Annotated in this window: 17 protein-coding genes; 5 read left to right on the forward strand and 12 right to left on the reverse strand. The window is 42.7% G+C overall.

Annotated elements, in window-relative coordinates; genetic code table 11:
- Positions 1 to 227: 227 nt before the first annotated feature.
- The gene (locus Q7J27_12550; GenBank protein ID MDO9529968.1) at positions 228 to 1013 is read left to right on the forward strand and encodes a transporter substrate-binding domain-containing protein; all 786 of its coding nucleotides are present in this window, start codon (positions 228 to 230) and stop codon (positions 1011 to 1013) included.
- A gap of 496 nt (positions 1014 to 1509) precedes the next feature.
- Complete coding sequence (gene ilvB / locus Q7J27_12555; GenBank protein ID MDO9529969.1) at positions 1510 to 3315, forward strand: biosynthetic-type acetolactate synthase large subunit; 1806 nt, start codon at positions 1510 to 1512, stop codon at positions 3313 to 3315.
- Positions 3316 to 3819: 504 nt separating this feature from the next.
- Here ilvB and ilvN read toward each other — a convergent pair.
- The 6 genes from ilvN to Q7J27_12585 form a co-directional block, all read right to left on the reverse strand.
- Positions 3820 to 4293, reverse strand: a complete 474-nt coding sequence (ilvN, locus tag Q7J27_12560; protein MDO9529970.1) for an acetolactate synthase small subunit — start codon at positions 4291 to 4293, stop codon at positions 3820 to 3822.
- Positions 4294 to 4315: 22 nt separating this feature from the next.
- The gene (locus tag Q7J27_12565) at positions 4316 to 4519 is read right to left on the reverse strand and encodes a hypothetical protein (protein ID MDO9529971.1); all 204 of its coding nucleotides are present in this window, start codon (positions 4517 to 4519) and stop codon (positions 4316 to 4318) included.
- Positions 4520 to 4984: 465 nt separating this feature from the next.
- Entirely contained in the window at positions 4985 to 6181 is a 1197-nt protein-coding gene (locus Q7J27_12570) for a phophatidylserine decarboxylase associated domain-containing protein (GenBank protein MDO9529972.1), read from the reverse strand.
- Position 6182: 1 nt separating this feature from the next.
- A complete protein-coding gene (locus tag Q7J27_12575) occupies positions 6183 to 7691 on the reverse strand; it encodes a transglutaminase-like domain-containing protein (GenBank protein ID MDO9529973.1) in 1509 nt (502 codons plus the stop codon).
- 95 nt (positions 7692 to 7786) lie between these two features.
- Positions 7787 to 8644, reverse strand: coding sequence for a formyltetrahydrofolate deformylase (gene purU / locus Q7J27_12580; protein ID MDO9529974.1), 858 nt, complete (start codon positions 8642 to 8644; stop codon positions 7787 to 7789).
- Between the two features lie 53 nt (positions 8645 to 8697).
- Positions 8698 to 9858 (reverse strand): pyridoxal phosphate-dependent aminotransferase, encoded by a 1161-nt coding sequence (locus tag Q7J27_12585; GenBank protein ID MDO9529975.1) that lies wholly within the window; start codon positions 9856 to 9858, stop codon positions 8698 to 8700.
- Between the two features lie 358 nt (positions 9859 to 10216).
- Between Q7J27_12585 and Q7J27_12590 the strand changes: the two genes are divergently transcribed.
- From Q7J27_12590 to Q7J27_12600, 3 genes are all read left to right on the forward strand, one after another.
- Positions 10217 to 11224, forward strand: a complete 1008-nt coding sequence (locus Q7J27_12590; protein MDO9529976.1) for a lysylphosphatidylglycerol synthase transmembrane domain-containing protein — start codon at positions 10217 to 10219, stop codon at positions 11222 to 11224.
- Positions 11221 to 12462 (forward strand): nucleoside transporter C-terminal domain-containing protein, encoded by a 1242-nt coding sequence (locus Q7J27_12595; GenBank protein MDO9529977.1) that lies wholly within the window; start codon positions 11221 to 11223, stop codon positions 12460 to 12462. Before Q7J27_12590 ends, Q7J27_12595 begins: the two co-directional genes overlap by 4 nt.
- A 70-nt stretch (positions 12463 to 12532) precedes the next feature.
- Positions 12533 to 15364 carry an FAD-binding and (Fe-S)-binding domain-containing protein gene (locus tag Q7J27_12600; GenBank protein ID MDO9529978.1) on the forward strand — a complete coding sequence of 944 codons (2832 nt, stop codon included), beginning with the start codon at positions 12533 to 12535 and terminating at the stop codon, positions 15362 to 15364.
- Here the strand turns inward: Q7J27_12600 and Q7J27_12605 are convergent.
- From Q7J27_12605 to Q7J27_12630, 6 genes are all read right to left on the reverse strand, one after another.
- On the reverse strand, positions 15361 to 17274 hold the full coding sequence (locus Q7J27_12605) for a penicillin-binding protein activator (protein ID MDO9529979.1): 1914 nt from the start codon (positions 17272 to 17274) through the stop codon (positions 15361 to 15363). The genes Q7J27_12600 and Q7J27_12605 overlap by 4 nt on opposite strands.
- A 74-nt stretch (positions 17275 to 17348) precedes the next feature.
- Positions 17349 to 17966, reverse strand: a complete 618-nt coding sequence (locus Q7J27_12610) for a phospholipase D-like domain-containing protein (GenBank protein ID MDO9529980.1) — start codon at positions 17964 to 17966, stop codon at positions 17349 to 17351.
- 243 nt (positions 17967 to 18209) lie between these two features.
- The gene (dnaK, locus tag Q7J27_12615) at positions 18210 to 20132 is read right to left on the reverse strand and encodes a molecular chaperone DnaK (GenBank protein MDO9529981.1); all 1923 of its coding nucleotides are present in this window, start codon (positions 20130 to 20132) and stop codon (positions 18210 to 18212) included.
- 50 nt (positions 20133 to 20182) lie between these two features.
- Positions 20183 to 20782: a nucleotide exchange factor GrpE gene (grpE, locus tag Q7J27_12620; GenBank protein MDO9529982.1), complete on the reverse strand. Its 600-nt coding sequence runs from the start codon at positions 20780 to 20782 to the stop codon at positions 20183 to 20185.
- Positions 20782 to 21366: a D-sedoheptulose 7-phosphate isomerase gene (locus Q7J27_12625; protein ID MDO9529983.1), complete on the reverse strand. Its 585-nt coding sequence runs from the start codon at positions 21364 to 21366 to the stop codon at positions 20782 to 20784. Before Q7J27_12625 ends, grpE begins: the two co-directional genes overlap by 1 nt.
- 216 nt (positions 21367 to 21582) lie before the next feature.
- Entirely contained in the window at positions 21583 to 22797 is a 1215-nt protein-coding gene (locus Q7J27_12630) for an aminotransferase class I/II-fold pyridoxal phosphate-dependent enzyme (GenBank protein ID MDO9529984.1), read from the reverse strand.
- Between the last annotated feature and the right edge of the window lie 150 nt (positions 22798 to 22947).

Below are 22947 nucleotides of genomic sequence, written 5' to 3' on the forward strand. Positions count from 1 at the left end.
CAGAGATCTTCTTTTCGATTCAAGCTCGTTAAGTCTTTTATTCATAAGCACCTCCCTATAGTCTGAATACTCACTAAGCAATCAGATTATAGGGTAAATAAAAAGATTTGTCAAGTTTACCCATAAATTTGTCGTAGACCCAATTAATTATCATTGATGGAATTTTTCAGCTATTGTAATATGATCGGTAGAAATATGGACACTACGTTAAGAGGAAGAATGCGCTTATGAAAAGAATCAGTTGTTTCTGTTTGGTATTGAGTTTATTTGTTTTAGCCGGGTGTGTATGCGCAACTCAGAAAAACATAAAGGGTGTTTCTGAAGTTCAAATGCTGACAGAGGAATACCCGCCGGTTACCTTCATGAAAGATGGGAAGGTCACCGGTTTTGTCACGGACATAATTCGGGAAATCATTGCCCGTCAGGGCATTCCAGATGACATCCGGTTGACCTCCTGGGATGAAGCCTACAATGTGGCGTTGACCAACCCGAATGTGGTGCTCTTCAGTACCGAGAGAACGGAAAAACGGGAGAATCTTTTCCAATGGGTAGGGCCGGTCGGCAAAAACAGTGCGATATTTTACGCCAAGAAGGGTTCCGGCATAAGAATCAACAGCTTGGAGGAGGCAAAAAAGATTGCCGCCATTGCCACGACTACTAACTGGTTTACCGAACAATACTTGAAGGACAAAGGTTTTACGAATCTGGTTAGTTCTCCTCTTCCCATCACCAGTGTTAAGCAGCTCATGAACGGAGAGGTGCAGATTTCGGTCTTTACCGATATTACAATTCCCGAGATTGTAAAGAATGCGGGATACAGCATGGATGATCTGGAACCGGTCTTTACTGTGAGCAATACCTATTTTTACATCGCGGTGTCGCGTGGAACTCCTGTTGAGATGGTTAAAAAATGGCAGTCAGTCTTGGATGGCCTGAAGGCGGACGGCACCTTCGAAAAGATATACCGGAGCTATATTCCTAATGCGGACCTGGATGATCTGATGAAAAAATAGATAAATGGCCAATATGATTGGCATCATCTGGATATGTTGATTTCCAGGAGTCTGTCCACATTGAAGCCTGTTTTTCCTTGCACATCTGACAGAAGACCTACACACCGGCAAAGGGATGGCCATTTCCTGCCCTGGAGTGGCTGGCAACCCAAATAATCCTTGACGAGAAAGAAAAACTATGAATAAATAAACACTATCTAACATCCTAATATCAATAGGGAATACAGGATATGTTACGTATAGCTTCCTGAAATGCAGCATCTGGGAATTTTAACAGACATACATCCTTCCAATGCGTAATGATCACCCCCAATTCTTGGCTCAGCATCCCCCATTTGACTGTCAAATTTCGTTTGACATTCAAGACACTCCCGCCTTATACTTAATCTTTTGAAAGAGACGTTCTTATGAAGCCTGATTGTAAGAGTGATGAGTGTGATACTTATTTAATTGATGAGTTCACACCGTTATTTCTAAAAAAGTTTAAGGTAATGTGATGAAAACTAATAAAACTGACTCCAGAATGAAAAATAAGCTGGAAAATAAAGTGAGAACAGGCGCTGGTGTATTTGTCGATACCATAAATGAATTAGGTATCTCTTATCTTTTTGGACATACTGGTGGAGCTATAATGCCGATGTATGTTGAGTTAAATGAGAGGCTGACAAGAAAAGAAAAAACACCTGAAGTGATACTGTTTCGGCATGAACAAGGGGCAGGGCATGCTGCAGAAGGCTATGCTAAAATCACTGGCAGACCTGGATTTGTCTGTGTAACATCTGGACCCGCGGCAACAAACATTGTGACACCTATTGCCGATGCATTCATGGATTCAATACCTGTAATATTTGTGACAGGACAAGTGTCTTCTCCAGGGATTGGGACCGATGCATTCCAGGAAGTTCCTATCACACTGATTGTATCACAGATAACAAAGATTGCATTGCTCATAAAGACAGCTGATGAGATAGAAGGGGCGTTAAGGCTTGCACAGGAACTAACTACAACTGGTAGACAAGGACCTGTATTGATTGATATTTGCAGAGACGCGTTGATTGGAAATGAAACTCCTGGGAATCATAAAAATCCTTTCGTTGTAAAAATGAAAGAAACCATCGATAATTTTGATACAAACTCCATAGATGAGATGTTACATCAATTTGCAAGTGCAAAAAGACCTATCTTATACGTTGGAGGTGGGATTAAGGTCGAAGATTCACAAAATCTCTTGAGAGAATTTGCAAAGAAGTATGACACGCCTGTTGGAATGACACTTATGAGTCTGGGAACAATTGATCGGAATGACAGACTTTCTCTTGGAATGCTTGGTATACACGGAACAGTTGAAGCAAATTATTCTGCATTGAATGCGGATCATATTCTAGCAATCGGTGCAAGGTTTGATGATAGAGTTGTTGTAAAAGGTTTTGGGAAAAACGCTAAAATAATCACTCATGTTGATATTGATTCCGCGGAAATAGATAAGATAAGAAAAGTTACTTATTCTATGAATACATCTGCAAAAAAATTCTTAGAATATGCTCTTAGACACGGACCGGAAAGAATTGAATCATTAAAAGATTGGCATGATGAAATAATTGAGTGGAAAAAATTAAATCCAAAACTTGATGATTATAAGGATGCGATTGTTCCGCAAAAATTCATTAAACAATTATCTGACCTGACATCTGGTAGCGCTGTCGTTGCTACAGGTGTTGGACAGCATCAGATGTGGACTGGGCAATTCTATGATTTCAAGAATCCAAGAGATTTTATAACTTCTGGAGGGCTTGGAACGATGGGTTGCGGCTTACCTGCCGCAATTGGTGCATATTATGCTAACAAGGATAAAACAATATTGCTTGTTGATGGTGATGGAAGTTTCCAGATGAACATTCAAGAGCTTGCGACAGTTGCCTCAAACAGGATACCTATAAAGATGTTTGTCATAAACAACGGGTTATGGGGCTTACCTATGCAATGGCATGAGATGTTTGACAGAGGAAATCTATTTGAATGCTGCCTTGATAGGAGCATAGAATGTCCTGTCGGATGTTCATCATTTAAAGACTGCATAAAGCGAAACCGTAATCCTGACCTCGTTGGACTGAAGAATGTATATCACGGAATAAGGACAAACAGAATATCCAGACCTGAAGAAGTAATTCCTGCAATAAAAGAGGCATTATCTCATGAAGGTCCTTACATTTTGGATGTTGAAATAAAGAAAGAATCTTATATACTTCCAATCATCCCTCCTGGAAAAGGGATTGAAGAGATGATAATGGAAATAAAAAAATAAAATTATCATTAGAAAAGATAAAAACTAATCCTTATCATTGCTCGAATAAAAGCATTTAAATATTGTAGCATCCCGAAAAGCTAAACGGGACGGCTCTGCGCGAGAGAGATTATCGAACCGGGAAATTCTGTTGGTTATCACAAACACGAGGGAGACTTTGAATTATACTATGTTCTGGAAGGAGAAGGTATTGTAAATGACAATGGTTCTGAAACAACTGTAAGAAAAATGGATGTCGTTCGTACCGGCCATGGCGAGTCTCATTCTATTAAAAATGTCGGTAACAAAAACCTTGAGCTTATTGCTATTATATTATTTGAATAATATTTAATGAAGTCTTATTGATAAGGCATTGCTTTTAGACAAGAGAACTACAATTGATGAGAATTATGATGTCAATGGTAATTTAGGAGAGAAATGGGAGTCCAATTTTAGATATGGTCAAAGCGGCTCGTAACAATTCTTCTATTTTTCAATCTTTGCCATGTTATCACTCCTTTGTTTTTATAGTGCTAAGATTCCTGATCTGCTCAGATCTTCTATACCAAGCCGTTCAAGTCGTTTCAAGATATTCTTGATTTCACTTTTATTTCCTGTTGCTTCCAGGACACAATTATCCGCGTCCACGGTGATTAATCTGCAATTATAGTCTCTTATAACTTCCATTACCTTGCCTCTGTTCTCATTCGTTAGTTTTACTTTAACCAGTATCATTTCTCTTTGAAGAGACGATTTTTCTTTTAAATGAGAAACCTCAAGGATATCAATCAGTTTTTTTGTCTGGTTTTTGATTTTTGTAACTGTTGCCGTATCACCCCTTGTTACAATAATAATTTTCGTAATTTCGGGATTCATCGTTATGTTTGCACTGATGCTCTCTATATTAAAGCTCCGTGCGCTAAATACTCCTGCAATTTTTGCAAGAACATCCGGCCTGTTATTAACCAGAAATGTAATTGTCTGATCTTTCCTCTCCATGGCATCACTTTCCTTTCTTGTATTATAACAATTCTTCTTTTTTCAGTTTTGTTTCGATCAGGGAGGTACCCGGTTTCACCATGGGAAAAACACCTTCTTCCCGCTCAACATGAAAATCCATTACAACGGGACCTGGGATATTCAGGCCTTTTTTTAGCGTCGGTTCTACTTCTTCCGGCTTCGTGGCTCTCAAACCGACGATTGATAAGGCATTGCTTTTAGACAAGAGAACTATAATTGATGAGAATTATGATGTCAATGGTAATTTAGGAGAGAAATGGGAGTCCAATTTTAGATATGGTCAAAGCGGCTCGTAACAATTCTTCTATTTTTTGAAAATCCTCTTACATTTTTGTGTATTTTACGCCTTTGAATCTGAATGTCAGACAGACCACTCCGACACGCCTCATGTGATTGCAGCGTCACGATTGGATATATTGGTCCCAGGAATATTCCGGATCATGGCAAAGATCCTCATCGCTGGGAAAAGGTTGACAGTGTTATATTGGGGTGAAAAAATCAGAGTCAAAAGTTTTCAGATATGTTTTTAATAGCATGAGCAATTTCCTGAGAACGCAGGGTATTGATATCTTGCCAATCACTCCGGGCTTTTGGTTGAAGTGCTCTCCATGCCTTTTAAAATTTAATCGGATTTTTGAAGGAAGTTCTTATCAGAATCAGAAGACACGTTCTAATTAGCAGTAGCTATATGTTCACCTACTTTGTAAAATTTATCACTTTCAGCAGTAAATTCTTTAATTACTCCCGGTCTGAAAAAAAGACAGTGCGTTGATCCTCCAAACTGGAAATAACCTACCTCTTCACCTTTTTTTACATGATATCCCGGTTTGATATTATCATTGATAATACATGTTGATACTTCTACCATACCTACCGGCATGAAACACATCAAACCTATTTTTGGATCATCAGCTTCGATGAAAAAAAGAGCACGTGTCTGAACATGCACTAAATACCCTTGTGATTTTTCTTGAGCTGAAGGATCTACTCCTTCTGAATCAGCCTGACTAAAATATAAACCTTCTTTTACAAAAGCTTTTTTTATTGTTCCGGAAACGGGACTGTGCCAACGATGATAATTGAAAGGACTAAGAAATGCTTGATAAACGTCCCCGCCTACAAATTCATCAACTAATTCATCATTAGCCAACATATCATTTAATGAATACGGTTGAGATTTAATCCAAAACTTACTGTATTTTTGAACGTTTTTACTAATATTATAGACGGTGGAATCGCAGGCGCTAACTATAACTTTATTGTTGTCCGGTTCTGCTACAGGACGCGCACCTTTAGCAAGTCTTCTTGTAAAGAAATCATTCCAGGATTTAAATCCCCAATATTTATCATCGGGATTATACTGATAATCACTCATCTTTAATTTTTCCCGGGCTTCTTTACTCTTCCATCCATTTGGAGAATCGTTGATTACATACTGCGATTTCTCGCTATTAAGAAATTCTGACCAGGCAACTAAATATTTTTTTATCATTGTATTAATTTTTTCATTACGGTATGCCGCAAATCCGGCGGGTGTACTCATTGTCCATACAAGTATTTCTGAAAGAGGAGTACCCGCAAGATGTGTTGGATTATATTCAGGAGCACGGTTTAATAGTTTATTCAGCTTACATAATAAATCCTCTACGTTTTTTAAATTTTTATGTTCTGGCGGAATCTGTTCGATCATTTGTGTTAAATACATTCTAACCACAGGATCTTCGTCTATTATTTTTTTAAATTCTAATATTACCGGCTGAAACTTTATGGGATCTTTTCCAATTTCTCCACCGGCGAATGCATAAGACGCAAATATTAAAAAGAACAACCCAAATACTAAAAATCGTTTCATCTTAATTAAAACCATTTTAATCTCCTTCACGTTTAACAATGATCTTCCAGTTTTCGCTTAAAAGAAAACCCGGGTTCTCGTCCATTTCTGCACAGATGGCGGTGGGCTCTTGCAGAACCATGGAGAAAGCCAGGGGTTCGTCCGGCCGGGGAATAAGAGGGATATCTACATCCACCTGGATCAGATAACGATAGGGATCCATATTGCCAAAAAAGTATTCTATGAAGTCATGTTCTTCTGTATCTGTCATACTGGGATCGTACTTGGCCAGCTGTCCGACAGAGGTATCCACCGGTATCCAGCCATAGTTTGGCAGGTAGATCTGTGCCCAAAAGTGGTCACCGCAGCCGGTTTTGGGGTTGGGAAAAAGCTGCATTCCGCCGGAGGCTCTGGCAGGGATGCCTATGGATCGGCAGAGGGCGGCAAAGTACATGCTTTGGGCGCCGCAGTCGCCGTAACCGTGCTGGTGCACGTAAACCGACTCGGGAATATTCAGGGCATCCAGAGCTTCATGTGGAGTAAAGCTGTAATCGAGATCATAGACTATGTGGTCATAGAATTTTTTGGCGATCAGGTAGGGATTGGTCTCGTCCCCGGCGATCTTTCTGGCGGTTTTTGCGATTGCCGGTGTTATACTGATGTTCTTGTATGAGGCAGTATAGCGTTTGTAAAGTTCACTGTCCTTATCGTATTTCCCTACATTTGAGGGATCGACTTTGAATTTTTCTTCATAGTGAATGAAGTTAAATTTCGCGCCGATCTTGAGATCTCCTTTTATTTCTTCAAGAGGGATTTCAAAATATACGAGGCCGATATCACCGTCGTTCTTAACGGGATATTTGATATATTTTTCCGGATATATGGAAACGATCCTCAGATTTTGCTGGGCGGCGTTTACTAGAGGAAGTGGCATCCAGACTTTGAGGAGGCCTTTTTCCGCTAATTTATCCCTGGGAATAACAGCTTCTCCGGCAGCGGAATATGAAAAGGGCCTGGTCAGGGTTTGCCCGGGTTTGAGGGTGTCTTGTTCATGGATGAAGGGTCCTATCAAATCCATAAGTTTACTCTGATGTCCCAGTGCGCCGGCTTCTTTTCTGGAGCGAAACTCGGGATATATATGGAAAAGTGTATTTATGAAGTATTGAAAGTAGTATGTTTTTCCTTCTATGGTCATATGCGGCAGGCGGCCGCCGGCAATAACTTCATTAATCCTGTCGTCGGTCGTCTTTGGATATTTTTCTTTGATCATCTTTTTTACTTCATCAACTTTATAAGGGTACGTGGTAGTGATCTGTCTCATCCGGGTAAAGGCATAGCGGCACTGGTCGGCAAGCTTACTGTTACCCTCTTCTACCAGCAGGGGTTTTGCCCGGCGGTAGGCTTTATCGGCAGAAAAGTAGTCCGCTTTCCTTTCGAGCCTTTGGGCTTCTTTGAACAGTTTTTCTCCTTGAGCAGCGTTTATAGCAGGCGGGCAGGCAACTATGGAAAATACTAAAAGAAATATAATACATATCGATTTCTTCATTTTTTCCTCCAAAGTGTTGGCAGTTACTCATCTGTCTGTTTTCTTGATAAGGGAAGATCCGTCAAGGAGGTGTGGGGCTGCTGCACAATCCGGGGTCAATCGAATACTACGGTTTTTTGGCCGCAGACCAGTATCTTGTTTTCCAGATGAAGCCTCACCGCTTTGGCGAGGACGGTTCTTTCCAGGTCCTTCCCCTTGAGCTTCATGTTTTCTATCGAATCCCGGTGCGTTATCTCAATGACATCCTGGGCGATTATCGGCCCGTCGTCGAGTGTCTCCGTGACATAGTGGCTTGTCGCGCCAATAATCTTGACTCCTCGCTCATACGCCTGACTGTATGGCTTGCCCCCGGCAAATGCAGGTAAAAAGGAGTGGTGTATATTTATTATCCGGTTTTGATACTCATCCACAAATGTACCGCTGAGTATTTGCATGTACCGCGCGAGAATAATCAGGTCGATGTTATGTTCTTTCAGCTCTGCAAGCTCTTTTTCTTCCTGTTCGGCTTTGTTTCCCGGGGTTATCGGATAGTGCCTGTAGTTTAAACCAAACTGTTCTGCTACCGGCTTCATGTCAAGGTGGTTACTGATAATAAGGGGTATTTCGGCTTTAAATTCACCCATCTGGTGTCTCAGTATCAGATCATAAAAGCAGTAGACATGCTTGGATACAAATATGGCTATCTTCGGAACGTAATCGGAGAAGTAGAGGTTCCATTTCATCTTGAATTTTTTTGCCAGCGGTGCAAAAGCGGTCTCTATTTCTTCACGGGGAATATCAAAACCGTCAAGGTCCCATTCAATTCTCATAAATAATATGTTTTCCGGTTGCGCTGTGTACTGTCTGGCGTCCAAGATATTACCCTTGTGACCGAAGATAAAATTGGATATCGATGCTACAATTCCTTTTGCGTCAGGACAGGACAGCGCGATAACAGCGGTTATTTGATCCATGTACATGCCTCCTTCGTTTAGAAATCTCTTATACAGGAATCGATCTTAAATTGTTAGCAATTAAGTAGATTTTTTCGATAGTTCTTAAAATATTTCTCTACCCGGCTGAGCCCCTCCGCTATGTTTTCCATCGAATTTGCGTATGAGAAGCGAATGTATCCTTCACAGTTGTCGCCGAAATCAACTCCCGGCGTGATGCCGACATGGGCCTTTTCAAGGATGTCGAATGCAGTTTTGTAAGAATCCATCGAGTATTTTTTTATATTCCCCAGGATGTAGAAAGCACCGGTGGGTTCCACGGTAATGCCGATGCCGATTTCATTCAGGCGCTCGATTATGAATCTTCGTCTTTCATTAAAGATGTCCCTCATCCTGACCACATCATCGCCCGCTTCCTTCAATGCGGCAACGCCTCCCCACTGGACAAACGAATTGGCACAGATAAAGAGGTTCTGCTGTATTTTCTGCATCGGCCGTATATATTCCCTTGGGGCGATCAGGTATCCCAACCGCCAGCCGGTCATTGCGTACGCCTTTGAGAATCCGTTGAAGACGAAGGCATTGTCCGTAAACTCGAGGATGCTGTGCTCTTCCTCATCGTAGACGAGGCCGTGGTAAATTTCATCGGAAATAACGGGGATGCCGAGTGAAACGATTTCCTTCATCCGCCCTGCCCCGAGAGTGTTTCCCGTCGGGTTTGAAGGCGAATTGATCAGGATGCCCCTGGTCTTGCCGGTGATCTTTTCCCTGATTGCCTCTGTAGTATACTGAAACCCTTCTTCCTCATAGACGTTGACGTTTACAGGAATTCCATCGAGAAACGAGATGAAATTGGGGTAGCAGGCGTAATGGGGATTGGAGATAATAACTTCATCACCTTTTTCGAGGAGGGCTGATAAAAGGAGAAACATGGCGGGAGATGTGCCGGATGTGATAATGACCTGATCCGGTGATATGGTGACACCGTATTTCGTAAAATAGTGTTCACATATTGCTTCCCGCAATTCTATAAGCCCAAGGCTGTGAGTATAGTGCGTTTTCCCATCCCTGATCGCCCTGAAGCATGCCTCGTTGATACACTGCGGTGTGTCAAAATCGGGTTCGCCGATTTCCATATGGATGATATCTTTCCCCTCCCGTTCGAGTTCATGTGCCCGTTCCAGCACATCCATCACGATAAAAGGGGGGATTTCTGATGCTCTTCTGGTAATCATACTGTACTCCCGTCAAGGTTTACGAGTCGGGTGTTTTTGAACTGAACAGCGAGCGTAGTCCCCGCTGCTTGTGGTGGGGAATGCGAGCGAACATAAAAAATATTTTCCTTAACAGTCGGAGATTCCCCGCAACTTGTTGCGGGGAGCTTCAATAGTGTACACTACATGGATGAAAAAACCCTGTCAAGCTGCAAAAGATGTCATCAGAAGATAAGGACTGAGAGATTTTTTTCGTCAGAAAAATAGCGGATGCCTTTGATTTTCCTGATTTTTCAGTGGATTTTCCGGTTCTTGACTGGTAAGATATTATCTTCAAAAATTACAAAATATGGAACTTACGTTTAATTGAGGGGTGACGTTGAAGAAAAGACTGATTTTAGGACTTCTGCTTGGCGCCGTTTTTATTTACCTGTCTCTCAGAGGTATAAATTTTCAGGAGGTAGCCGTAAGTTTCAAGGCCGTTCACTACGTATACATCATCCCGGTTCTTATCATCCTGCTTTTAGTGCAATATCTGCGGTCATATAGATGGGGGGTGATTTTAAGCCCTATAGAAAAGATTGATCAGCTTTCTCTTTTCTCGGTAACATGCGTCGGATTTTTAGCGATAGTTACAATCCCGGCACGGATAGGCGAGCTGGCACGGCCGTACCTTATAACCCACAAGAGTAATGTAACGATGACTTCTGCGCTGGGTTCTGTTTTTCTGGAGCGTGCATTCGACATTCTGACAATTCTCATCATGTTCTTCATCGTTGCTTTTTTGACCCCTATGCCCCCATGGCTTATGAATTCAAGCATAGTTTTTTTTGTGATAATTCTCGTTATGATCGCCCTCGTGGCACTTCTTCTGATCAACAAAGAGGCTTTTCTTAGAATAATGGGGCCCGTTATCAGCAAACTGCCCGAAAAATATTTTCACAGGGCAGAAGAGCTGATTGATCACTTTATCAGCGGGTTTAAGATGGTCGGCAGTCTGGGACTCATTTTGTATGTCGCTTTTCTGTCGCTTCTGATATGGGTTGCCGGTGCGCTGGCTATCTATGTTTTGTTCAGCGCCTTTGATTTTCAGCTTTCTCTGCTTGCCGCATTTGGTGTAATGGTTATTATTATAGTTGGTATTTCAATACCAACGGCGCCGGGCTTTGTCGGAAACTTCCATTTTTTCTGTATTCTTGGACTCGGCCTTTTCGGAATTTCCAAGGCGGATGCCGTAACCTATGCGGTTCTCTACCATTTTCTGGCGATCGGTATGGCCGTCGGCCTGGGTCTGATCTTCCTGCCATTTAATACATTAGTCCTGTCGGACCTGAAAAGAGACGGGAACGGCGCGGCGATTATCCGTCAAAAGGGGAGAAGTAAATGATTTTCCAGGGTATAGCCGGGTTGGTGATTTTTTCACTGATCGCCTGGGCTATTAGTGAAAACCGCAGGCAGGTTCGTCTGAAACCGGTCATAATCGGCATAGGAATCCAGGTGGCGTTGGGAGCGATCCTTTTGAATCTCTCCATTTTCAGGGCAGTTTTTCTCTTTTTGAACAGGCTTGTTTTATCTTTGGGAGAAGCCACAACAGCAGGGACGTCCTTTGTCTTCGGTTATCTGGGAGGAGGGAGACTTCCCTTTGTTGAGACGTATCCTGGATCGAGCTTTATCCTGGCCTTCAGAGGGCTTCCCCTCGTCCTCGTGATAAGCGCCCTCTCTGCGCTTTTATTCTACTGGAAAATCTTGCCTATTGTCGTGAAAGCTTTTTCCTGGGCTTTGCAAAAAACGATGGGCATAGGGGGTGCGGAAGGGGTGGGGGTGTCGGCCAACGTTTTTGTGGGGATGGTGGAATCTCCTCTTTTAATTCGTCCCTACCTGAAAGATATGACCCGCAGCGAGATATTCACCATCATGACCTGCGGCATGGCGACCATAGCAGGCACGGTCATGGTACTTTATGCGACCATATTGAGTAAAAGCATTCCCGATGTGATGGGCCATATCCTGACGGCTTCCATTATAAGTGTTCCGGCAGCGATTACCATTTCCAAGATTATGGTGCCGGAAACAGGCACACCCACTCCAGGTGAATTAACTTCTCCGGAAGAAGCAATGAGCTCTATGGATGCAATCACCAGGGGGACGGTTCAGGGGGTGCAGTTGCTTATAAATATTATAGCCATGCTGATAGTGCTCGTGGCCCTTGTCTATCTTGTCAATCTTGTGTTGGGTCTTCTGCCGAATATTGGGGGAGAACCGATAACCCTTCAAAAAATTTTGGGATATATCATGGCCCCCGTCGTCTGGCTGATGGGTGTTCCGTGGAAGGAGACGCTGACCGCGGGATCGCTGATGGGAACCAAAACTATCCTCAACGAGCTGATAGCCTATATCGATATGAGCAATCTTCCGCAGGGCGCTTTGAGTCCCAAGAGTTTGCTGATTATGACATACGCTATGTGCGGGTTTGCAAATCCGGGCAGCCTGGGGATAATGATAGGCGGTATGGGAACGATGGTCCCCGAAAGACGGGATGAAATAATCTCTCTGGGATTCCGGTCCATCGTGGCGGGCACACTTGCCACGTGCATGACGGGTGCCATTGTCGGGATTATTTTGTAAGATAAGGAACAGTGGACTACTCAAGCCTGAAATGACAGGCTGAGAGTTGATAATAATAGAAGGTTTAAAAATGAACAGAGATTCAAGAGCAGCTATTATTAAGGCCTTAGAAAAAAAGATTACAGGTCAAGTCTATTCCGACAATGTTTCCCGGGAAAAATATTCATACGATGCCAGTATCTACCGGATAAGGCCATCGGTTGTTGTTTGTCCCCGGAATGCCGAGGATGTAATTGCCGTCGTGAAAATAGCCCGTGAGTATAAAATTTCTATAACCGCACGGACTGCGGGAACGAATCTGGTGGGATCCTGTCTGGGCGAGGGGATCATCCTCGATTTTTCCCGGAATATGAACCGGATAATAAGGCTGGAGGAGAAGGAGGGAAGATTTTTCGTAGACGTGGAGCCGGGGGTGATTTATGACCGATTGAACCTCTATCTCAAGGGAAAGGGTCTTTTTCTGCCTCCAGAGCCTTCCAGCAGGGAGATATGTATGATCGGGGGGAATATTGCCCACAAGGCCAGCGGTGCCCGGTCGGTAAAGTATGGCTCCATGGATGACTATCTTGAAGCGGTGGAGTTTGTAACCGCCGACGGGGTCCTCGCAGACACTTCCCACCCGGTGACCATTCCCGAAGAGATAAGGGCAAAGATCACCGATTTAGGAAACAGGATAAGGAAAGATCGGAAGGTAAAAGAAATATTTGAGGCGAAAAAAGGGATCAAGACAGCAAGCGGTTATAATCTAAGTGCATTTTTTAAGTACCATGAGTCCGGTAAAATCGTTTCTCATCTTCTGGTAGGGAGTGAAGGGACATTAGGGGTTTTTACCCGGCTGAAGTTGGAAGTGAAAAAGATTGTTCAGGGAAAAGCAACCAGTCTTATCTACTTTAAAAAACTCCAGGAGGCAGGAGACGCTGTTTCCCGTATCAAGGAGATGGGGGCGTCCGCAATTGAGTTGATGAATGTCACTTCCCTGGGGTTGGTGAAGGAGCGATATCCCGGCCTTGGAATACCCGGAGGGGAAGTGCATATGCTTCTGGTCGAATTTGAGGGAGAAGAGAGGTTTAAGAAGACAGATGAGCTAAAAAAGATGATTGAAAAGAAGGGCTATCGCCTCTGCCGGAAAATACGTTCGGAGACGGAAAACGAAGAGAAACAGACCCAACTGTGGGAAGCGAGAAAGTCGCTGGTTCCCATCTTGTCAACCTATAGTAAAGAACTGAAACCGGTAGCCTTTGTGGAAGATATAGGGGTTGAAGCTTCTAATCTGGCGGATGTTATCGGTGATCTTGAGAAAATTTTCCGAAAGTATGACCTGGTTGTTGGAATATACGGACATGCCGGCGATGGTAATCTCCATCTGAGACCCCTGATTAATCTCGATGATAACGAATCGAAAAAGCTGCTTATCAAATTGATGGATGAGGTCTACGAAACGGTATTCAAATATCGGGGTACTATAACAGCGGAACACGGGATAGGACGAGTTCGCACCAATTATCTGGAAAAAGAGTGGGGGGGAAAGGTTTTCGGATATATGCGTGAGGTAAAGGAGATATTTGATTCCAGGGGAATCTTAAATCCGGGGGTAATCTTTGGTGAACGAAGGGTAACTGACGATCTGAAGTATCCCTTAGATTATGTAAGCGAGGAGGATCATTCCTGTATCGATTGTGGTTACTGTAAAGAGGTATGCCCCGTTTTTCGTATCGAAGGAGGGGAAGAAGGGGGCAGGCCTCTATTACAGTTGATTAGATTCAAAAATCGGGAGGATACTGTTCAGGAAGATAGAAAAAAAATTAATGAACTGATTTCTCTCTGCTTGGGTTGTAAAAAGTGTACTGTCAGGTGCCCCAGCGGAGTAGATGTTTGCCTTCTTCTGGAACAGGAAAAAGCTAAGAACCCCGGTGCTTTTTCCAATACTCGATTTCTTGTCCGGCTTATGACCTATAACTTTGAGAAATTCAAGAGAGTTGCCAAAATTATGGCAAAAACAAAACCGCTTTATGATAATCCCTTTGTGCGGTCTTTGATGAGGTATATCCCTTTCATCTATAATGATTCTTTGAAGTGGTCACGTTGGGATAAAAACAGGTACCTTCCTGACCTGAGAAGAGACGACCTGGTGGAAAGAGCTAAAAAATTGATAGAGCCGGTGAAAAATCCGAAGATGAAAGTCGCCCTGTTCATCGGATGCGGAAGCATGATAGTCGATGATGGTGTAGCGGAAGCCACTATCCGGGTACTTCAGAAAAATCGTTTTGAGGTATTTATTCCCAGTCAGGGGTGTTGCGGCCTTCCCATGAGTTATTACGGTTACGAAAAAGAGGCCCTCGATAATGCGCGCAGGATTTTGGAGAGTTTTGAGAGCCGGGGGGTTGAGGCAATCGTATCCACCTGCGGTTCATGTACCGAAAGGCTGAAAGACTACGCCCGTATTTTTGAAAATGACGGGGAATATCGTGAAAAGGCAGCGTTTATCTCCGGTATCTCTTATGATATCAGTGAGTTTTTGATGAAATATTCCCGGGAACTTGAACTTGGGCTGCAGGATAAGCTTAATCTAAAAGTGGCCTATCACGATTCATGCCACCTGGTTGTGGCCGGAGTTACCAGGCAGCCGAGGGAGATTTTGAGGAAAATCGTAAAAGAAATGGTGGAACTGGAGGAAGGGTGCTGCGGCGGGGCAGGCGGGTATACTTTTTTGCATACGGAACAATCGAGAAAGATTTTTGATCTCAAGGTACAATCGATACGAGATTTAGAGCCGGACTGTATCGCTTCCATCTGCCCGGGATGTGTAATACAGTTCAAGGAAGGATTAGAACGACATAGAATATCTGCTCAATCGTTAAATCTTGTCCAGTTGCTTGACAGGTATTACGAACAGGAACCCTAATTGATCTGAACGAATTTTTTGCCTTTTACCGTGAGAACGAAGAGCGACTTTTCTACTTCTCCCGTTTCTGAAAAGGATGTTTTTCCTGTAATGCCGGGATAATCTTTTAAGTTTAAAAGATTGATTCTCAGATCGTCTCTTATCTCGGCTTTGTTTAAGGTATTTACCATGATGCCGGCCGCATCGTAGATCAGGGCTTCTAAATCATCAGGTTCCCTGCCGTAGGTAACATAAAAATTATCAATAAAATTTCTGACATCAGGATAAAAACTGTCGTGGAAGAAACCGTCGACGAAAATCGCTCCGTCAAGGTATTTACTTTCTCCTTCGAGGAGCTGTGGGGAATTCCAGCTATTGGTACCGAGTATTTGAATTCCTGTTACATCATAAAAAGCTAATTGGGGAACTATCATCCTTGCCCTGGAATGTGAATCGGGAATAAAAAGGGCATCGAAATCGATTATCGGTTCTGGCTTCTCTTCTGCCTCTTTTTTCTTTTCAATAAAATTGAGGCCGGTTAATGCTTTGATTTCTCTTCCGAAATCTGTCTGGTTGCTATCATATGACTCCACACCCCTTATTTCCCCTCCCCAGCGCAGCACCTCATTCCAGAAGAGGTTCATCATTTCAATACCATAGTTATCTGTTGGATAGAGTATGGCAAAGCTGGTTATCCCAAGGTTTTGAATAGAGTACTTCACAAGGGTACTTACCTGCATGAGACTGGTCAGAAAATTCCGGAATATGTAGTCTCCAAGTTTGGTTATTCCCTCACTCTGAGTCAGTGTCAGTATCGGAACGTTCAGTTTTTGAGCTTCCCTGGCAGCCTCAAGAGCAGTTGCACTTCCGAGAGGACCTAAAATGCCGATCACATTATCCTGTTTGACTAATTTGCTCACTGCCTCTTTAGCTGTAACTGGATCGCTTTTCGAATCTTCAATAATAAGTTTTATCGGGCTTTTTTTCTCAGGGTCGAATATTCCGGTTGCGAGAATAATAGCTTCTAATGCTTTGTTTCCATAGCGGGCATATCTTCCGGTGAGAGGGAGAATACAACCTATGGCATGGTGGTCTACAGTTTCAATCTCTGTTAGCCTCTGATGAAGCTTTGTCGCTTTTTCGAAGCGTGGGTGGCTCTCTCCATGATAAAAGAGGAATTTATTGATGTGTTTCTTTGCGTTTTTAAAATCCTTGTTTTGATAATGGGCCTCGGCCAGGGCAAAGAGGATATATCCCCGGGGGTATCCATACCATTGGGATTGGTATGTACTTTCAAGTTCGTCTATGGATGACCTTTTATCAATAACGTCTATGACCTTCTTTTTTATATCATCTGTGAGAATTGGAGAGGGATTTTTCTTGAGAGCATTCATATAGTATGCAAAGGCGTCATAAGGTTTTCCAAGTCCGACAAAGTTGTCACCGACAAGCGTCAATATCCGAGCTTTTTGGTAGGGTGAAACCTTCTCTTTCAGAAGATTCTCTGCTATTTTGAGGGAAACATCATACCTTCCCAGATTGGAGTAACAGAAAGCAAGTTGATAGCGGGCCTCATTGTAGAGTGGATTTCTTGGGAATTTTTCAGCTATTGCATCAAAAAATTTAACGGCTTCCTCAAATTCTCCCTTGATAATATATGTCTCGCCTGTCTTGAAATAAGTCCATGCTGCCAAGTCTTCCGGGGGATGCTGTTTTAGAATTTCTCCATAGAGACTCAGTGCTTCATCTAACATTCCTCCATTGAATGCCTTCTCAGCATTGTTGAATGTGAAGAGGAATTCTTTAGGAATTTCAGGTGGCATCAACATTTTTTCTTCTTCAACTAAAGGTATTCCGGCACACCCCGCTAAGAGCAGGATAAGGACAAAACAGCAGACCACTAATGTTTTAAGCCACCTTGTTAAAATCAAGTTTTTCTCCTCATTACGAGTTCCGAGTTCCAGATTTCGATTTGAACTTTAAACCCTGAACCCTGAACTCTGAACTATCTATAAAGTGAATCAATATAACTGAGCGTCTCCCTGGCCACCTTCGTAGAATCTATGAAAATAGAGAGTTCGTTATTGTATTTCAATGCAGAATTGGTCAGATTATGGCTTCCCAAAAAGGTATACCTTCTATCAATTACAACCACCTTTGTATGGGTTGTAGTATGTAGGGAATCAAAATAAACGTCAATTCCTCCGTTTTTCAACCTTTTTGCCGTTTCCATATTATTTTTGTTTATCTGTGAGTTTGAATCTTTTCCTATTTCGAGGAGAATCTTTACCTTAATTCCTCTTTCGGCTGCCCGAATCAGATTATTGAGGAGTCTATCAGGATAATTTTTCCTGTAACCGTTTGTCTTGAACAAAAAAAGGGACATGACGATTTCTTTTTCAGCGCCGTGGATTGCCTTTATCATGGCAGGAAAGTAATCTCTGTTTTTAAGCAGTGTTACGCTACATTCCGGATTTTGACTGGTTGAATATGATGAAGACAAGGCCGGTAGAATGAAAGTAAGAACAAGGGCACAAATTAAGAGGAGCTGAATCGAAAAAACAGTAATCTTAGGAAAACGGGTTACCATTGAAGTAATCTTTCCTGTTGCAAATTTTTTCATACATTCGAATTAAAATAAAAATGCCCGTAAGGGAAGTTCCCCCTTACGGGCAAGGAGCTTCCCGGCAAGGAAATCGAAGATTCATGAGCCGAAGGCGAATAATCGGAGATAGTGAGCTGTTGCGAACAATATGTTTATTTTCATTGCGCCCCCTTGCGGGATGCGCCCCCGGTCAATTATTATGACTTCAGAGCATATCATTTTTAAAGTTGATGACTGATTGCTGACCGCTGATAGTTGCCTTTACTTGACCTCTTCAAAATCAGCATCTACAACATCATCCTCTTTCTTTTCGGATTCCCCTTTTCCTTCCTCTTCCGGAGCAGAGGTTGTGTCTGTTTCTGATCCTGCCTGTCCTGCTGCTGTCTTGGCATACATGGCCTCAGCAAGCTTGTGGGATACCTGGGTCAGCTCTTCCTGGGAAGCCTTTATGGCATTGATATCATCACCCTCTATGGCCGTCTTAACTTTTGCAATGGCCTCTTCGATTTTTGTCTTTTCCCCTGCCCCTGCCTTATCTCCAAACTCTTTGAGATTTTTCTCAACACTGTAAATCATTGAGTCAGCCTGATTTCGGGCCTCGATTAAGTCTTTCTTCTTTTTGTCCTCCTCAGAATGCGCCTCGCCTTCTTTCACTAATTTATCTATTTCTTCTTCAGAAAGACCGCTCGAAGAGGTGATCTTGATGCTCTGTTCCTTTCCTGTTCCCATATCCTTGGCGGAAACATGAACGATACCGTTGGCATCGATATCAAATGTAACATCTATTTGAGGAAGACCTCTCGGTGCCGGGGGAATACCCACCAGTTCAAATCTTCCGAGTGTCCTGTTGTCTCCTGCCATGGAACGTTCTCCCTGGAGCACATGGATGCTCACGGCAGGCTGATTATCCGCGGCGGTAGAAAATATCTGACTTTTCTTTGTGGGAATGGTCGTGTTTTTTTCAATCAGCCTGGTCATAACGCTGCCTAAAGTCTCTATCCCTAAAGAGAGAGGAGTTACGTCTAACAGCAAGACATCTTTTACGTCACCGGCTAACACCCCTGCCTGAATTGCAGCTCCTATCGCAACGACTTCATCAGGGTTAACTCCCTTACTTGGTTCTTTTCCGAATATCTGCTTAACCTTCTGCTGAACTGCCGGCATTCTGGTCATGCCACCAACCAGGACAACCTCATCTATATCTTTTGTTGTAAGCCCGGCATCTTTGAGAGCAGTTCTACAGGGAGCTTCCACTTTTGCTACCAGGTCATCAACCAGCATTTCCAGTTTAGCCCTGGTAAGTTTTATATTCATATGCTTGGGGCCTGATGCGTCAGCGGTAACAAAAGGAAGGTTAACATCGGTTTCCATCGAGGTAGAAAGTTCCATCTTCGCCTTTTCTGCCGCTTCCTTGATCCTTTGTAAGGCCATTTTGTCATTTCTCAGGTCTATACCCTGATCTTTCTTGAATTCATCTGCCAGGTAATCCATTAACTTCTGATCAAAGTCTTCCCCTCCCAGGTGCGTATTCCCGTTGGTTGCTTTAACTTCGAAAACCCCATCACCCAGCTCCAGGATGGATATGTCAAAGGTTCCTCCACCAAGGTCAAATACTGCGATCTTTTCATCCTTTTTCTTGTCAAGACCGTAAGCGAGAGACGCGGCGGTCGGTTCATTGATAATCCTCAGAACGTTTAGTCCGGCAATCTTCCCCGCATCCTTTGTTGCCTGCCTCTGGGAATCGTTAAAATACGCGGGCACAGTGATTACTGCGTCGGTAACCTTTTCGCCGAGATAATCTTCGGCAGTCTGTTTCATCTTTACCAGAATCATTGAAGATATTTCCGGTGTACTATAATTTTTGCCCTTTATGGTAACCTGCGCATCTCCATTTTTAGCTTCGGTAATCTTGAAGGGGCTGATAGTTGTGTCACGCTGAACCTCTGGGGAGGAAAATTTTCTTCCAATGAGTCTCTTTATGGCATAAACGGTATTTTCAGGATTGGTTATCGCTTGTCTTTTGGCGGTTTGTCCCACCAGCCTCTCGTCACTGTTGGTAAAGGCAACCGTAGAAGGTGTTGTCCTGTTTCCCTCCTGATTGGCTATGACAACAGGATCTCCTCCTTCCATTACGGCGACACACGAATTGGTTGTTCCTAAATCAATGCCTATTATTTTTCCCATTTTAAAGTAAACCTCCTTAATATTTCCTATTTATGATCTAAATTATTCTTCTATTTTTTCACACTTTTCGAAACGGAAACCTTGGCAGGTCTCAACAATCTCCCGTTCAAAAGATATCCTTTTTCAAATTCCTCCACAATTTTGTTTTCTCCATACTTTTCGCTTTCTACCTGCAACATTGCCTCATGCACATTAGGGTCAAAATCCATTCCAACTGATTGAATACTTTCTACACCATGTTTTTCCAGACAGCCGAGGAATTGTTCCTGGACAAGCTTGAGACCTTCTATAAATGCGCCAAAATCTTCCGAGTTGCTTGCGTGTTCCAGTGCCCTGTCCAAGCTGTCTATTATAGGCAGCATGTCTTTGACGATGCTTTCATTGCCGTACTTTATGAAGTCAGTTCGTTCTTTTGCAATGCGTTTCTTATAATTATCAAGTTCTGCAGCTATGCGCAAAAACTTATCATGATTTTCGGATGCTTCTTTTTCCTTTTCCTCAAGCTTCGTCAGGAGATCTAAGGTGTCTTCTTCTGAAAGCTCTTTCTGAAGCTCTGTTTTTTCTCTATGTTTAATATCCTTCTTTTTGCTATTTTCCCCAAACTTCTTTTTAGTGTCACTTTGGTTCTTTCTTTCTTTTTTATTCGTCACTATTCACCCTCCGGTCTTTGAAACAACTTGTAGTCCACCATTTCGCAGATGACGTGTCCTGTTGTAATATGAACTTCTTGAATTCGAGGGACACTATTGGAAGAAACATTCAAGCAATAATCGGCTATTTTAAGGACATTGCCTCCATCTCTTCCTGTAAAGCCGATTGTAATCAGGTTCATTTTTTTTGCAGTCTCCAGGGCTTTTACGACATTAGCGGAGTTGCCGCTGGTGCTTATACCCCAGGCTACATCTCCGGGTTTTCCTATTGCCCTGATCTGCTTGGCGAAAATTTCTGAAAAGTCATAATCGTTGCCAATACTTGTTATTACAGAGGTATCAGCACTAAGAGCGATTGCCGGAAGTGGAGGTCTTTCTATCACAAATCTGTTTACAAATTCTGCTGCCAGATGCTGAGCATCAGCAGCGCTTCCTCCATTTCCGAAGAGAAGTATTTTGTTTTCTTCCTTTAGAGCTTCTGTTATAACTTCAATAACTTTTACAATCCCAACAAGGTTTTCATTAATGAAGACCTCTTTGAGTTGGCTGCTTTCTTTAAATATCTTTATGATATGATCTTCCATAGTCCTTACCAATTTGACTTCTTTATAAAAAGTTTCCCACTGCTTTTGCAGAGTTTACTTCTGTGAAAACAGGGACGGGCTCTTAGGCATTATGCTTTATCTTTTGACAATAATATATTTATCGCTTTCCTGTATGTCAAGGGAAGGATTATGATTGGATTAGATAACATTAAGCAAAAGGGGACAGATAAATCTGTCCCCTTTTGCTGTCCTTTTCTATACAGCCTTTTTGTTGTTTTTCCCGTTTAATACCCGTTTTATCTGCTTTATGGCCTGTCTGATTCTGTTTTCATTTTCAACCAGAGCCACTCGCAGGTATCCTTCCCCCTCTTTTCCGAAACCGATACCGGGGGAAACAGCGACTTCCGCTTCCTCCATGAGCTTGATGGCGAAATTGAGTGAGCCCATTTCTTTAAATTGTTCGGGTATCTGTGTCCAGACAAACATCGAGGCCTTTGGTTTCTCTACATTCCATCCAATATTATTGAGCCCATCGCAAAGTACATCGCGCCTCCCTTCATAGATAGAGACTTGAGTATCTATAAAGTCTTCACAATCCCTTAAGGCTATAATGGATGCAATCTGAATGGCCTGGAACAAACCGTAATCATAGTAACCTTTTATTTTTTCCAGGGCACCTACGATGGTTGGGTTTCCAGCACAGTAGCCAACCCTCCAACCTGCCATATTATATGATTTAGACATAGTTCCAAATTCTACTCCGACATCTTTTGCCCCTTTCACCTGGAGGAAGCTTGGTGCCCTGTAGCCATCAAAAGTTATCCTGCCATAAGCAAAATCATGGACAACTATCAGATTGTTTTTCTTTGCCATTTTGACGATCTCCTCAAAAAATCCGATTTCCACTGTCTTTGTGGTAGGATTATGCGGGTAATTGAGAAAAAGTACCTTGGGTTTTGGCAGGGTTGTTTTGCATAAATAATCAACTGTTTTCAGAAACTTTTCATCTTCTACAATAGGAACATTTATGACGTTTCCGCCGGCAATAACAACGGAGTAAATATGTACTGGAAAGGCAGGGACAGGAACGATGGCTGTATCCCCTGGACCCAGCAGTGCCAGGGAAAGATGTGAAACGCCTTCCTTTGAACCTATTGTAGATAACACTTCATTATTCGGGTTTAGCGAGACCTGATAATGTTTTTCGTAATATTTCGCGAGCTCTTTGCGGAAGTTGTATATGCCTGCCGCTACTGAATAACGGTGGGTTCGTGGATCCTGGACGGCTTCACGCAGCTTGTCTATGACCGGCTGGGGAGTTGGATCACTGGGATTCCCCATGGCCAGATCTATGATATCTATCCCAGCTCTCCTTTTTTTCAGTTTAACCTTATTAATTTTGCCGAAGAGATAAGGGGGCAAGAGATTCATCCTGTTAGATAATTTTATAGAGTTTTCTGTTGTTTCCATAATTGATATCTCCCGAAGGGTTTGTAAGTCAGTAATCTGAATAATATAAAAAAGCCCTGAATAATTGCTGTCCAAGGCCTTTGATAAATACAAAAAGGCCATGGGCAGCATCTTAATCTGTTTTGCCCATGGCCTGAGAAGTTTTATGCT

The sequence above is a fragment of the Syntrophales bacterium genome, assembly GCA_030655775.1.
Classification (GTDB): domain Bacteria; phylum Desulfobacterota; class Syntrophia; order Syntrophales; family JADFWA01; genus JAUSPI01.